The organism is Ignavibacteria bacterium, from assembly GCA_015709655.1.
Lineage (GTDB): Bacteria > Bacteroidota > Ignavibacteria > Kapaibacteriales > Kapaibacteriaceae > OLB6.
The window spans coordinates 1,079,112-1,093,185 of record CP054181.1; the positions used below are offsets into that span (position 1 = coordinate 1,079,112).

Genomic DNA, 14,074 nt, shown 5'->3' on the forward strand with positions numbered 1-14,074 from the left:
TCCCATCCACTCATGTGATGCAACCAACGAAGTGACTCCATACCTGACACAGCGAGTAAACTATTTGGCTGCCTTTGGAGATTGGTATTTTTTAAACCTGCGAATCACCCATAGCAGTGTTATACCAATGGCAAGACTGATTTCCTGTTGTGAAGACAAACTCGCTCTAGGCTGAGCTCCTAAAATTGGGAAAACATAAACACCAATAAACACTGAGAATCCAAACGTCATGAAAAAGATTCTCACGGTGCGATACGCAATTCCTAATATGTTCGGAATGTTACATTCTTGAAGTAGACGTGTCTGCATAATTAAACTCCTACAAGAGGCACCAACATGGCAGCAGCACTCCATTCTATGCCAGTATTTGTAGCCTTTTCAATTCGTTTCCACTGATTTTTGATATCGAGTTTACCGTTTTGGTCTATCTCCTCTTTAATAGCCCGAAACCAACCAAAAATATATCCTGCAGCATCTGCTTGAATAACTTGAACAAAAGCGTCTGCATTTTTTCTGCTGTCACCATTTGGAATCGATGGGTATTTTTCGGTCCACAATAAAGAGCTACCGTGCATTACTCGTGCTACACCTCCAGCAAGCTCACCGCCTGACTCACCACTGTATGACATCGAGTCCGCAATATTTAGAAAATCAAGGGCGACTACCGATAATTCTGAAGCAACAATCTGCCATGTTTTATCACTGGTACTATAAGTTGCGAAAAAACTCTCAAGAGAGTCTAGTATATTTTTATCTTCCGGTGAAACATAAGGCCATGATGGCATAGATTTTACGGTATCAATCGTTTGTTGTATCACGTCAACATTCCAGTTTGTGTTAAACCATATATTCGCCTTATTGATAAGTATAGCAGATGCAAAAGGTGACATATTTGTAGTGTCAATGCCGAATGTTTTTTGTAGAAAGTACATCGCTCGATTGTGGATACAATATATGTTCCAGGGTAGTGTTTCACTATAACTCCATTCTATCGAGGAGTACAACGAGTCACATACTAAATTGGAAATTGGACTATGTCCGTTTCTTAGTTGAAAATCTAGAGACTTTGGCTTTGGGCTGATTGGACTGGATTCTATTGTTGACCTCGTCTTTGATCGCCCGTTGCAAAATAGGCAATCGTTTATAGTTGTGCACTCGCCGCCATGATTGTTCGGCATCAAGAAGAGCTAGTGCTGACCACCGTAGCCGCTGATCACCTGTGGACCATCGCGTAACATGCCTCGTACGACGTGCTATGGCAGAGTTCGCCGACTCGATCACATTTGTCGTGCCGAACGAACGGCCGAACACAGATCGTAAGCCGAGTCTTGTCAGGGTCAGTACGTCTTCGATGCCCTCCTTGAGTGATGCAGCAGCGGCGGGATTGATCTTCTGCAATCGTGCTATGAGTTCATCAGCCATAGTGCGTGCGTGTTTGTAGTCATCGCAGGAGAACAATTGCTTCAGAAGTTTGCGCCATTCTGGACGTGCGTTCTCCGGCAAGTGGTCAAGCACATTGCGCAACTTGTGCACTTGGCAGCGCTGAATGACGGCATATTCGCCAAAGACCTCTTCGATCGCCTTTCGAAGGCCCAGCCCGCCGTCGATCACAAACAACAGGCCGTCATCGAAGCAGAAACCACGGCTGATCATCTCGCGAAACATCGTCGTGATCACACCGGCGTTCTCTGTCGTACATTGGGTTAGCCCCAGCGTATACTTCTCCCGGCTTCAGTTACGCCAATAACCGAGACGATGTTCTGACCCTGTATGCACTTTCCGTCGATGAAGACAGCCACATAGGTTGACTCGTCAAGGCGACGCTGAAGAAACTCTTCCAGGATCGCGGCGCTGTGCTCAACGAAAAGCTCAGAAACCCGACTCTTTGAGAGTCCAAATGAATCCATCAATGCTTCGGTAACCAGCTCCAGATTGCGGCTGCCGAGTCCACGAAACAACGACTCGATCACGTAGGTCGGTGGCCCGCGGCCTGGCGCATTTCATGGTAGATCTGTGGCGAAAACGTCTTCCCGGTTTCGGCATCATACACCCTGGGTACTGCCACCGGCAGCTTCTGTCCTCCTACAGCAAGACTGCCAGGATTACGTCCCCAGCGGCTGTACCGGCCCTGGTGAGGCTTGTCATGGCTATGGCGCTCCCCGGCTAGGTGCGTCACCTCCCGTTCCATCAGCTGAACGCCAACATGTCTGCTCAGCTCCAGATGATTTAACACGAGTGCCGCGACTTCGTCGCCTGCCAGCTCCGCTAGTGTTTCGATTGCCGCACTAAGATCTGGGTGCGTATGTTTGGATCGCATGGGGCTCCTTTGTTTGGTGTTTGGTTGTTTAGTTTCTCCAAATTACCAACCACAAAGCGAGCCTCTTTTTCAACTAACTTCCGGACACTGTCCTAAATTGTGGCATCACCGCAACTGATGCAAATTCACTTTCAGATATTAGCACTTTATCACTATTCGTACCCGTGTAGGAGTTAATTGCATGATCATGATCATGCTCAGATCCACAGGCTAGAATTAAGAAAGTAGTTAGAGAAACAAGGAGAAGCCTAAGATTGCTGAGGTTAAAAATAGAAATTGTACACAATGCCAAGTGTTTAAGCGGTAGTCGAATATGTGCCCGGCTACTTAAACCGCGAACGTGTGTGGGGGGGGGATCATATGTGCTATCCTTTAAAATAGTAAAAGGAAGTGATTCTAATGTAGAATCCCATTGATTCTGTCGCTTAAAATAGTAGAAATACAAGTACTATCCAAATATACAGATTGAGTTATTTTGACGTTATTATCTCTATCTCTTTTACACTCTAATTCGTCCGTTTTTAAACCCCTTTGCACTGTCCGATGTACGGTTCAGGATAATTCAACCTGGAAATCCGTGCACAATTGCAGTGCACCCTAGCAGTTTAATGATGGGGTATCCCGAAAACTGCCCCCTGCTCCCCCCCTACCTAGAGCGTAAATTCAATGCACTTACACCGCTAGGAGGGGCGTACGGATCTGCGCCGTAATGTCAGATTTGGGTAGATTTTATTCGGCAGAAATTGTGCAAACCGATATCTTCGCAGCTAACCATTCTGGAGTATTCGATACTTTGGAATAAACCAAAGCCCCTTTCAATCACTTTTATTGTTTCAATGAAAATCAAAGTTCAAAACCCGGTCGTTGAATTAGACGGCGACGAGATGACCCGGATTATCTGGTCGTTTATTAAAAACAAGCTTATTCTGCCATATCTGGATGTTGACATAAAGTACTTTGATCTGAGTATCGAGCACCGTGATGCAACCAATGACCAGGTTACGGTTGACGCAGCCAACGCAATCAAGCAGTACAACGTTGGTATCAAGTGTGCAACCATTACGCCTGACGAAGCACGAGTAAAAGAGTTTAACCTTAAACACATGTGGAAGAGTCCGAACGGGACAATTCGTAATATTCTTGACGGCACGGTCTTCCGTGAGCCAATTGTTTGCAGCAACGTCCCGCGCTTAGTTCCAAATTGGACAGCGCCGATCTGCATCGGACGTCACGCCTACGGTGACCAGTATCGTGCTACTGACTTCCGTACCAAGGGCCCGGGCAGGCTTACGATTTCGTTCACCCCCGATGACGGAAGTGAACCAGTTTCACACGAGGTGTTCCACTTCCAAGCCGATGGTGTTGCACTTGCAATGTACAACACCGACGAGAGCATACGCGGCTTTGCGCGTGCCTGTATGAATCAGGCTCTCATGAAAAAGTGGCCACTCTACCTGAGTACCAAGAACACGATTCTTAAAAAATATGACGGCCGGTTTAAAGATATTTTCCAGGAAGTGTTCGACACCGAATTTGCTGCTCAGTTTACGGAGGCCGGAATTACCTACGAGCACAGGCTGATTGATGATATGGTGGCTGCTGCCCTTAAGTGGAACGGCAATTTTGTCTGGGCATGCAAGAATTACGACGGAGATGTTCAGAGCGATACCGTGGCACAGGGGTTCGGATCTCTTGGTTTAATGACATCAACGCTTGTTACTCCAGACGGTGGCACCATGGAAGCCGAGGCCGCACACGGTACTGTTACGCGCCATTACCGCGAGCACCAAAAAGGTAATCCAACATCGACCAATCCGATTGCTTCCATCTTTGCGTGGACGCGTGGACTGGAGTTCCGGGGCAAGCTTGACGGCAACCAGGAGCTGATTACCTTCTGCCATACACTTGAGAAAGTCTGCGTTGATGTTGTAGAAAGCGGACGGATGACCAAGGACCTTGCAGTATGCATCCATGGCAACAAGGTTGAGCACGGCACACACTACCTTTATACCGATGAGTTCTTAGACGCACTCAACACTGAACTGCAGGCACGATTACGCGGATAAAACGTGTCAGCCAATACCACACCATTTGCAGACCTTAACTTAGTTGAACACCCCGAAGGCGGTCGGTTTGCCGAATACTACAGGTCGGCCGCCACGGTTACAACTGCCCGTGGCGAACGCCCAGCCGGCACCGCAATCTACTACTCACTTAACCCGTCCGAGATCTCCGCCTTTCACCGTCTGGCACATGACGAACTTTGGTGCTGGCATGCCGGAGGAGTTATCCGTCTGCATATCATTGCGCCGGACGGCAGCTACCGGACTGTGGACCTTGGAGAGCGTAAAGGGGCTGAGCAATACGCAACCACCGTCCATGCAGGATGCTGGTTTGGGGCAGAGTGTTTTCAGGCTCCCACCCTTGTAAGCGCCATTGTTGTCCCCGGCTTTGACTTTTTGGACTTCGAACTGGCAAACAGAGCCACCATGCTAAAGGAATTCCCGCACCTGTCCACGATCGTGGAGCGGTTAACAGCTCAGGAATACCACGCACCTACCCATAGAAACAACACAGAAGATTCGTAATTTGCCGTATGGTAAAAACAAAACCAAAACCTACGAAAAATGTACTGTGGCACAACCCGTTTACACAGAAGCAGCTGTACATCATCGCTCTTGGAATAGGGGTCATCATTCTTGGCTTCCTTCTGCTTGCCAGCGGTGTTGGAGGCAACTGGGACAATCCGCTCGCCGTGGATATTGCGCCGGTTGTACTGGTGCTTGGCTACTGTGTAGTGATACCGTTTGCCATTATGAAGTACGGTAAAAAAACTGACGATTCAGAATGATGCCTAACGTTCGGCCCGAAGCTGAGCCGGAAATCCTCCGAAAGACTGAGAGCCGCATTCGAAGTGTACGGCTGTTGCGCGCTGCAGGCAGCCTGGTGGCGAACCTTCGACTGCTTGTTGCAATGTTGCGCGACGGCTCTTTTCACCTTTCATGGCAGACGAAGGCGCTTATCTTATCTGCCATGGCCTACTTTTTAATGCCACTCGACTCGGTGCCCGACGTTATACCAATTGTTGGCTTCATCGACGATACCGTTGTTGTTGGTGCGGTTATCAGGCGGCTGAACGGCGAGATAGAGCGCTATAAAGATCACATTTCATGGAACTCATAAACGGCTCATACCACATAGGTGGCGTACCGGTAAACGATATTGCCGCACTGGCCGGGCTGCCGGTTTACGTTTACGATGCCTCGATCATCGAACAACAGGTTCAAAGGCTGAACACTGCTTTTTCGAGCTTCCCGCACCGAATTTTGTACGCAGCCAAGGCATTAACCAATATTAACATCCTGGCGTTTATCCGAAAGCAAGGTGTAGGTCTGGATACGGTGTCGCTGCAGGAAGTTCAGCTTGGTCTTGAAGCCGGCTTTCAACCGTCAGAAATTCTGTTTACGCCCAACATGGTGCAGTACGAAGAACTTCGGGAAGCAATTTCGCTGGGTGTACAAATTAACATTGATGCAATCTCGGTACTCGACAGATTTGGTCATGACTACTGCGGTACCGTTCCGGTGGCCATCAGAATTAACCCTCACATTATGGCCGGTGGTAACGAACGCATCAGTACCGGACACATCGACAGTAAGTTTGGTATCTCAATTCACCAGATGAGGCATGTTCAGCGTGTTGTTGCTACCAACGGGATCAACGTGAATGGATTACACATGCACACAGGAAGCGATATCCTGGATGCCGAGGTGTTTCTGCAGGGGGCTGAGCTTTTGCTTGATATTGCCGCTGATTATCCTCAGATTTCATTCCTTGACTTTGGCAGCGGGTTTAAAGTACCGTATAAACCAGACGATATCGGTACTGATATCAACGAACTTGGTAAGCGTCTTGGTGACCGCATTAACGCTTTCAACGCCTCACGCACCACCCCGGTTGAAGTATGGTTTGAGCCTGGGAAGTTCCTTGTGAGTGAGGCCGGAACCTTGCTCGTACGCGTCAACGTTGTGAAACAAACCACGGCAACCGTGTTTGCCGGGGTTGACAGCGGACTAAATCATCTGATTCGGCCAATGCTGTATGGTTCACATCACGAAATCATTAACGTATCGAATCCTACAGGTACGCCGCGCATTTACACGGTGGTAGGTTATATCTGCGAAACCGACACATTTGGCTGGGACCGTAAACTTAATGAAGTCCGTGAATCTGACATCCTTGCGTTTAAGAATGCCGGCGCATACGGTTACAGCATGAGTTCGAATTACAATGCCAGGCTGCGTCCGGCAGAAATCCTTGTACACAACAAACAGGCACACATAATCCGGCGCCGCGAAACACTTGACGACTTACTCGCAACCCAAATTAGAATACAACTGTAATACTTCCGCCTATGGTAAAAATATTTAGCGGAGCCGTTGTATTAAACGGCCAGTTCATCTGATTTCGTTTGAGCGCTTTAAACCCCATTGCGATACCATTTCGGATAATGAAATGAACAATGGGCTTTGCCATTGGCGAGCTTCTGCCTACTGCGTCAACAAAGTACGAGCCGATACCGTCAGCAACCCCGCTGATAATCGAACTCATCGTCCAATACCAAAACAAATGGCGCTCATAGACCTGTGCCCACTCAACGTTACCCGACAGGGTTACTCCGGGCATCACCCTAATACCAATTCCAGCACCTGAAGACTCACCAAAACGTACACCGTCGAATCTGGTTAACCGTTCATTTCGAATTGAATCTGAGCCCAGTGTAGGGAAATCCATAACAAACCAACTAATCGGTTCCTTGGTGTTGATGAACTCAATACTCTGGTTTCCGCTCTCCGAGAGTTTGTACCCTATGCTTTCCGATCCAACAAAACCAAAGTTCCAAATCCCTGAAGTGTATTGCGATACCGCTGTATCGCCATCCATGATCCAGTTCACATAGATACCATTCCTGTTAGAATGCGTAAGCATGTTGTTGGTCTCGGACTCGGGTGTATCGAAGCCAAATCTGAGCCCCGTGGCAACTGAACTACCAAAATCCGAAAATCCGTCAAATCCAAACGTTGACTGTCCACCAAACGCTTCAATAAAGGGGCTTCCCTGGACACCAAATTTGACATTAAATGATGTATCGGCAGAAGGCCGTGCAATCATTGCTGTATCTAGAGTTCCAACAGCAATGGCGAGTATTACTGCACAGTGCAGGAATTTCATACTAATCCTCTGAAGAATTGTTGTCATCGGTTCGTTTTTTTCGACTTCTCATTTTTCGTTCCTTAGGCTTATTAGGATCCAGGTTCTCACGATACAGGAACATGTCGCTGGTATAAACCTTGCTCCGGCTTACTTCGGTGTGGTTCTTTCGTTCGGCAAGCCCCAGCCTTGGTTTTCCCTTACCCTTTGAAAATGTCCGTTTGTTATTATTACGATTTCTGGCCCCACCCTGTGAACCGTTACCGGAACCATAGGGTTGGGCATTGCCGTTATTCGTAAACTTACGTGTTTTCTTCCATTTGCCGGGAGTACGTGAACGATTGTCGTCGGAAAAATCGTTAGGGTTACTCTTGGTGCGAAACTGTCTGTCTTCTCTTGGCGGAGTGGCTGGATCTCTGCGTGAACTTCCGTGTGCTGATCTGCGTTGGCTACCCGGTCGGTTCGGGTCTGCGTTTCTGTGCGCCCCATGCGTCCGACGATCCCTGTAGTTTGTTTTACGCTGCCCATCCTGCTGCCGGTTACCGTCACTATCGTCATGCTGACGCCTATCGTCATGACGGAATCCAGACCTGTGTGGCTGAGTTTCATCGCGGTGCTGGGCATCGTTGTTCCGGAAACGTCTGTCATCCCGCTGTGGGCCGCCTGCAAAGCGGTGCTGCGAGCCATCACGGCGTTTGGGACCTCCGGCCCGGGGATTCCCGTCGCGACGTTCCTTTCGGCCATGCTGGCCTGAAAATGCATTGGGACCTGCCTTCTTTTTTCTGCCGCTGCCTGGTGTAAAGCCAAGAGCCGATTCATTCGTGAGCGGCTGTTGCTCATCGTCAGATTCATTATGATCGTGTCCCTTGCGGCCACCATCATGTTTACCGTTGTTAACCATTTGAATTACAAAAGTTCCTGATTAGTTCTTGTTTTAGTAAGGGGGCTTACATCCTTCGTTCGAGATGAGAGCCGATAACAAAGAAAGAAGAATAGTAAATTTTTATTGTTCTTTCCAGATGATTGTACACCCAATTGCCTTCGTTATCGCCTGCCGCGGGGTAGTACCATGTGTTAGATCGGCAATGGCATTCTCCACGAATTTTTGTTCAACAGCCTCGGCATCGCGTGGATTATCGTCAACCGCTCCGATATATTCCACTACAAACCCGGTTTTGGTGTTGTGCAATAGAAAAACGTGTGGGGTACGGCGCGCTCCGTAAGCATGAGCAATTGCCTGTGTGGAATCATAAACATATGGAAACGGATACTCTTTTTCCGTAGCGCGCTCCTTCATCTTTTCGAAGCTGTCTTCCGGCTCTTCAGTGGCATCGCTTGAGCTAATACCAAGAACAGGCCAGCCCTCGGGGGCATATTTTTTATGCAGTGCAATAATACGATCTTCGTATGCTGTGGAGAAGGGGCAATGATTTGCCATGAACACAATAATCACACCCTTTGCGTTCCGAAACGACGCTAGTGATACCGTCTTACCATCCACGTTCCGGGCTGAAAAGTCAGGCGCTTTATCGCCAATGGTTACGCCTGGTGGCAGTGTGTCGGCGGCAATCACTCGACCAATAACCAGGAGCATTGTAAACGTGGCTAATGCAAGTCGGATCATAGCTCTCCCCATCCATTCGCTGAAATTGTATCCCGAAGATCGGAACTCGTAAACGTAGTCTCATAAATTTTTCGAGTGCCAGTACCGCTGCGTACAAACAGTGTGGCGGGTATGGCACCGCTCCATTCAGGAGATACCCAGTTTATCCATTCCTGTGGTTTGGATTCGTTCAGCAACACCACTTCGGCAACAAGGTTGCGTTTGCCGATAAAAGCCTCTGTTTTTGCCCGATCCTTAATATCATCTACGCTTACGAGCAGTACCTTAATCGGCTTGTTGGAAACCATGCGATGGAAATCGTCGAATTCGGGAAGCTCTGCAATGCAGGGCTTACACCAGGTTGACCAGAAGTTTACAACAAAGAGTGTATCGGGTGCGGCGGTTATCCGGGCTTCAAGGTCGTTCAGTTTAACCGAGGGTAGCTGAATCTGCAGTACAGCCAGTGATAGAAATAGCGTTATCATGGTTTGAGGGGAAGAGGTGTGCCTATTGGTTCGATAAGGTCCGGATTCGACGTGTTGACTTTAACTGTAGAAATTGTTCTTGATACCGGTACTGCTTCCAGCTGGCCATCGGCCAAGGGTACCATCAGGTTATGGATTTCCTGTTTCGTGTTGGCCGTAAGCCAGGCCTCCCTGTCATTTGCTGGAATTACTAACGGCATGCGTTGTTTTGAGTTATGAACGTAGCTCAGAAGTGAATTCGCCTGTGTGGTCAGCAGTGAAAACGTCGTGTGAAGCTCGCCGGTTTCACGGTTTGTCCACTCCTCCCATATACATCCCATTGTAAACATCGGGTCAGCAATACTTCGGATATAATACGGCTGCTTATACTGCGACTCGTGGCGCCATTCTACAAAACCATTTACCGGCACTAATCCCCGGCGTCGGGCAATAGCAGCTTTGAATGACGGTTTCTCAAAAACGGTTTCCGAGCGTGCATTTAACGTTTTACCGGCAATAGCCCTGGCATCTTCCCTGGTCTTCGTCCACGATGGAATCAAACCCCACTGCAACAAATCTAAACAACCCGGGTTTGAGTTTAGTACAACGGGTAACAATGGATGAGCAAACCCGCTGACATTGTAAAACGTAGTAAACCCATCTACATTGTTGAAGACCGCTCCAATTGCTGTTTCAATTTCGTGGGTCTTGCTAAAAACCGAGACAGTAAAACACATCTGTTATAGCATGCTTCTTTCGTGACTCCTCGCCATTCTATTTCTAACAATCATTATAATACAACCGGCAAGAGCCAATATCCGGTGCTACCTTGCCTGACCGGGCTGCACCATCAACCGTTAGAAACCGTTGCCAATCAATCCGAGAGGCAAGGTTCCTGGGATCTCATGACCGGGCAGCGGAGCAGCAGTTCAGTATTATCAACATTCGTCCCCCTCCGGGCAACGATCAACTACTAAGCAAAACTAACGTAATGAACCGGTAGTAAAACCTGCTCTGAAGCAGCACCAGCGTACACCAAGAACTATTGTACGTCAACAACCTTAACATCGAACGCACCATCTGTGACCGTCATGGTAACCTTACCGTCGAGCGACACAAAATCTCCGCTAAACGACCCCTTAGCCCAGCCGCCAACATCACCAAACTGTTTTACTTCGATTGTACCTGACGAAGCAAACAGCGTGGTTGCGGGCTGTTCACCATATTGAATTGTAATTGCATTCTGAAGCGTACTGTTAATCTGATACGTACCGGGTTTTGCTTCCTGAACAAGGATCATGCATACAAATGGCTGTTTTAGTATGGTTGTGAGTCCAGCGATATTGATACTTCCAACACCGTCAGCAGGGTTGGTTGCCGCAAAGTTCAGGGAATCGGTGATGTAGCCACGCCATTGGGAATTCGTAAATCCCGCACCATTAGCGGTCAGACGGTTCTTACTGCTCGTGTGCTGCTTGTTGTAATCATCATTAGGGTTTGTTGAGGATGAGCAGCCAAGACCAACAAGCATCACGACAATAAAAAGAAAAGGCATGGTGAATTTCATACGGTTCCCACTTTCTGAACAAAAAAGAATCGGTGTTCAATGTTAAATAAACGGCAGTATTACCAAGGTCATCAGCAGAAGGATACCCACGAACATTACAAGTGCATAATTCTGAACTACACCATCCTGAACACGGCGGAGCGCAGATGCACAGCCCCCTACCACCTTGGCAGACCCATTAACAATTCCGTCAATGATTATTACATCAAAGAATTTCCACAGCAGGTCTCTGGACATTGCCACTACCGGACCAATGACTGCAGCCTGATATACTTCGTCCACATACCATTTGTTCCAAAGGACTTTGTAAACGCCACCCAGTTTCCTGCCCAGCTCGCGAGCCTTATCAAGGCCATTGGCATACAGTGCCCGAGCCATAAGGATACCGGAGACGGCAAGAACTACCGAGACGCCCATCAGAAGCCAGGCAGTAGTATCACTGGCAGGTGCATGAACGGGCAGCAGGCTCATACCGGGTTCAACAATCGGGTGTAGCCATGATTCGAGCAGGTTTGGGAAATGCAGCAGGTGGCCAATAACGTGCGGAACGCCCAGGAAGCCGCCAAAGGCCGAAAGTACAGCCAGGATAATCAGTGGCACCGTCATCGTTGCAGGTGATTCGTGCGGATGCACATGGTGATGGTCGAAGCGCTCCTCTCCGTGGAACGTTAGCGCCGTCAGCCTCCACATGTAGAATGCCGTGATCAGGGCAGCCACTGCACCCAGGCCCCACAGCCATGGACTTCCATTTACAAAGGCAAACCACAGTATCTCATCTTTCGAAAAGAAGCCGGCAAAGATGGGAATACCTGCGATAGCAAACGTTCCCACAAGCCAGGTGCGATAGGTTGTAGGCATATACTTGGCCAATCCGCCCATCTTTTGGATGTTCTGCTCTTCGTGCATACCGTGAATAACCGAACCCGACCCAAGGAAGAGCAGGGCTTTAAAGAATGCATGGGTCATTACATGAAAGACGCCGGCAACAAAGGCACCCACACCAAGAGCCGTAAACATAAATCCAAGCTGTGATACGGTAGAATATGCCAAGACCTTTTTTATATCGTTCTGAACCAGACCAATGGTACCGGCAATAAAGGCAGTTGCAATACCAATACCTGCTACTACTGCCATGGTTGTTGGCGCCATTGCAAACAGTACATTGGCACGAGCAATCAGGAAAATTCCCGACGTAACCATTGTTGCAGCGTGGATAAGAGCCGAAACCGGCGTAGGACCCGCCATGGCGTCCGGCAGCCACACACCCAGCGGAATCTGGGCGCTCTTGCCGGTACAACCAAGGAATAAAAACATGGTGATAAACGTTACAACCGAGCCGCCGGCAACAAGCACCGAAGGCGCCGCCGCCATGACTTCGGTGTAATTCAGCGTTCCGAAGACATTAAAAATCGTGAACATTGCAACCAGAACGCCAAAGTCGCCAATCCGGTTGGCAATAAAGGCTTTCATGGCAGCGTCACCGGTCCACTTAATATTGGTTCCTTCAAATTCCCTGTCGTACCAGAACCCAATCAGCAGGTACGATGCAAGGCCCACCCCTTCCCAGCCCAGGAAGGTGAGCAGGAAGTTGTCGGCCAGAACCAGGTTAAGCATCATAAACACAAACAGGTTCAGATACGCAAAAAAGCGTGCGTACCCTTTGTCGCCGTGCATATACCCCATGGAATACACATGGATTAAGAAGCCAACGCCGGTAATAATCAGTGAGAACAATATCGAAAGCGGGTCAATAAGGTATGCAATGTTTACCGAAAATGAACCTGTTGCAATCCAGGTATACAGCGTTGTCACTGATGACCTTTCGACAACCGGTTTACCCAGCATTTCGATGAACAAGGTGCAGGTGACAATGAATGACAGGAGAATGGCTCCGCTGCCAATAATGCCTATCAGCTTTTCACTTTTTAGTTTTTTACTAAACAACCCGATGATAACAAAGCCAACCAACGGGAAAAGAGTAATAAGTGCCGGGCTCATCCAATCTCCGGAGCTATTGATGTAAAGTCTAGTGATTCGATATCCATCTGAACGTTGCGGAACGTTATCCGCATTGTCTCGTCGATTACCATCATTGAATTCCGTTCTACCTTCATCCAGTCAGATCTGCGAGCCGTGAACGGTTCGCTGGCAACAACAATGGCGCTGGGAATTCCAAAGGTGGGTTCCATAACGCAGGTTTCGCCCCGACAGTGATACTCGTGGCCGTGCATGTAGTACAACGATGCCGGCTGAACATTGGGGTTCGTTGTGTACCGAACGGCAATCAGGCTGGTACCATTTGTTACTGCCAAATTTAAGTAGCTGTGCTGACGTACCTCTTCTTCCAGGAGCAGTTTGTTAAGATCCTGAAACATCCCCTCCATTGCCTGTATCATCTGTTCACATGTTACCGTACCGTGCGGTTCGGGCAAATGATTTAAAAACAGACCAAAGAGGTGCTCACTGTCGGTTGATCCCTGGATGGCATCGTAGGCTTCGTCTGACAGTTTCCTGAGCAGTTTCCTACGGATCTGCTTATAGCCCCCTAACACTCCGTTATGCATGAACATCAGCTGGCCACACCAAAACGGGTGCGAGTTAACCTCTTCGATGGTCAGGCCGGGCGAGGCAGCCCGGATGTGGGCAAACATGCAGGGCGAATAGACCTTTCTGGCCAGATTGCGCAGATTGTGATCGCCCCAGGCCGGTTTAATGCTTCTGAATACGCACGGCTCACTGTCAAGCTCTGGTGCGTACCAGCCCAGGCCAAAGCCATCACCATTGACCGAGACCGACATTTCGCCGGCATTAATACTTTGGGCGGTTACCAGCGAAAACCTCGGTTTATACAACAGATCGTCTGCGAGTATCGGTGGGCCAATGTATGCGATAAATCTGCACATAACCGTGAA

18 protein-coding genes are annotated in these 14,074 nt (G+C 48.7%); 5 read left to right on the forward strand and 13 right to left on the reverse strand.

Going from position 1 to position 14,074, the window contains the following annotated elements; translation table 11 throughout:
* Nucleotides 1-60 precede the first annotated feature (60 nt).
* From HRU79_04420 to HRU79_04440, 5 genes are all read right to left on the reverse strand, one after another.
* Entirely contained in the window at nucleotides 61-309 is a 249-nt protein-coding gene (locus tag HRU79_04420; GenBank protein ID QOJ25932.1) for a hypothetical protein, read from the reverse strand.
* Between the two features lie 2 nt (nucleotides 310-311).
* A complete protein-coding gene (locus HRU79_04425) occupies nucleotides 312-932 on the reverse strand; it encodes a hypothetical protein (protein ID QOJ25933.1) in 621 nt (206 codons plus the stop codon).
* Between the two features lie 100 nt (nucleotides 933-1,032).
* Entirely contained in the window at nucleotides 1,033-1,713 is a 681-nt protein-coding gene (locus HRU79_04430) for a transposase (protein QOJ27265.1), read from the reverse strand.
* A complete protein-coding gene (locus HRU79_04435; protein ID QOJ25934.1) occupies nucleotides 1,704-1,970 on the reverse strand; it encodes a transposase in 267 nt (88 codons plus the stop codon). Before HRU79_04435 ends, HRU79_04430 begins: the two co-directional genes overlap by 10 nt.
* Complete coding sequence (locus HRU79_04440; GenBank protein QOJ25935.1) at nucleotides 1,967-2,317, reverse strand: hypothetical protein; 351 nt, start codon at nucleotides 2,315-2,317, stop codon at nucleotides 1,967-1,969. The genes HRU79_04435 and HRU79_04440 overlap by 4 nt, the downstream gene beginning before the upstream one ends.
* 836 nt (nucleotides 2,318-3,153) lie before the next feature.
* Here HRU79_04440 and HRU79_04445 point away from each other — a divergent pair.
* From HRU79_04445 to lysA, 5 genes are read left to right on the forward strand one after another with little or no spacing between them, the layout of a single operon-like run.
* The gene (locus HRU79_04445; GenBank protein QOJ25936.1) at nucleotides 3,154-4,383 is read left to right on the forward strand and encodes an NADP-dependent isocitrate dehydrogenase; all 1,230 of its coding nucleotides are present in this window, start codon (nucleotides 3,154-3,156) and stop codon (nucleotides 4,381-4,383) included.
* Nucleotides 4,384-4,386: 3 nt separating this feature from the next.
* Complete coding sequence (locus HRU79_04450; GenBank protein QOJ25937.1) at nucleotides 4,387-4,905, forward strand: cupin domain-containing protein; 519 nt, start codon at nucleotides 4,387-4,389, stop codon at nucleotides 4,903-4,905.
* Nucleotides 4,906-4,913: 8 nt separating this feature from the next.
* Nucleotides 4,914-5,168 carry a hypothetical protein gene (locus HRU79_04455; protein ID QOJ25938.1) on the forward strand — a complete coding sequence of 85 codons (255 nt, stop codon included), beginning with the start codon at nucleotides 4,914-4,916 and terminating at the stop codon, nucleotides 5,166-5,168.
* Nucleotides 5,165-5,500, forward strand: a complete 336-nt coding sequence (locus HRU79_04460) for a DUF1232 domain-containing protein (GenBank protein ID QOJ25939.1) — start codon at nucleotides 5,165-5,167, stop codon at nucleotides 5,498-5,500. The genes HRU79_04455 and HRU79_04460 overlap by 4 nt, the downstream gene beginning before the upstream one ends.
* Nucleotides 5,488-6,720: a diaminopimelate decarboxylase gene (gene lysA, locus HRU79_04465; protein ID QOJ25940.1), complete on the forward strand. Its 1,233-nt coding sequence runs from the start codon at nucleotides 5,488-5,490 to the stop codon at nucleotides 6,718-6,720. Before HRU79_04460 ends, lysA begins: the two co-directional genes overlap by 13 nt.
* Here lysA and HRU79_04470 read toward each other — a convergent pair.
* From HRU79_04470 to HRU79_04505, 8 genes are all read right to left on the reverse strand, one after another.
* Entirely contained in the window at nucleotides 6,704-7,576 is an 873-nt protein-coding gene (locus HRU79_04470) for a hypothetical protein (GenBank protein ID QOJ25941.1), read from the reverse strand. The two genes, lysA and HRU79_04470, sit on opposite strands and share 17 nt — an antisense overlap.
* Complete coding sequence (locus tag HRU79_04475; protein QOJ25942.1) at nucleotides 7,551-8,429, reverse strand: hypothetical protein; 879 nt, start codon at nucleotides 8,427-8,429, stop codon at nucleotides 7,551-7,553. Before HRU79_04475 ends, HRU79_04470 begins: the two co-directional genes overlap by 26 nt.
* A gap of 102 nt (nucleotides 8,430-8,531) precedes the next feature.
* A complete protein-coding gene (locus tag HRU79_04480) occupies nucleotides 8,532-9,122 on the reverse strand; it encodes a thioredoxin family protein (protein ID QOJ27266.1) in 591 nt (196 codons plus the stop codon).
* A 26-nt stretch (nucleotides 9,123-9,148) separates the two neighbouring features.
* Nucleotides 9,149-9,616 carry a TlpA family protein disulfide reductase gene (locus tag HRU79_04485; GenBank protein QOJ25943.1) on the reverse strand — a complete coding sequence of 156 codons (468 nt, stop codon included), beginning with the start codon at nucleotides 9,614-9,616 and terminating at the stop codon, nucleotides 9,149-9,151.
* Nucleotides 9,613-10,332: an SOS response-associated peptidase gene (locus HRU79_04490; protein ID QOJ25944.1), complete on the reverse strand. Its 720-nt coding sequence runs from the start codon at nucleotides 10,330-10,332 to the stop codon at nucleotides 9,613-9,615. Before HRU79_04490 ends, HRU79_04485 begins: the two co-directional genes overlap by 4 nt.
* 305 nt (nucleotides 10,333-10,637) lie before the next feature.
* Nucleotides 10,638-11,162: a hypothetical protein gene (locus HRU79_04495; protein QOJ25945.1), complete on the reverse strand. Its 525-nt coding sequence runs from the start codon at nucleotides 11,160-11,162 to the stop codon at nucleotides 10,638-10,640.
* A gap of 42 nt (nucleotides 11,163-11,204) precedes the next feature.
* Entirely contained in the window at nucleotides 11,205-13,160 is a 1,956-nt protein-coding gene (nuoL, locus tag HRU79_04500) for an NADH-quinone oxidoreductase subunit L (GenBank protein ID QOJ25946.1), read from the reverse strand.
* Complete coding sequence (locus tag HRU79_04505; GenBank protein QOJ25947.1) at nucleotides 13,157-14,065, reverse strand: class II glutamine amidotransferase; 909 nt, start codon at nucleotides 14,063-14,065, stop codon at nucleotides 13,157-13,159. The genes nuoL and HRU79_04505 overlap by 4 nt, the downstream gene beginning before the upstream one ends.
* Nucleotides 14,066-14,074: the final 9 nt, after the last annotated feature.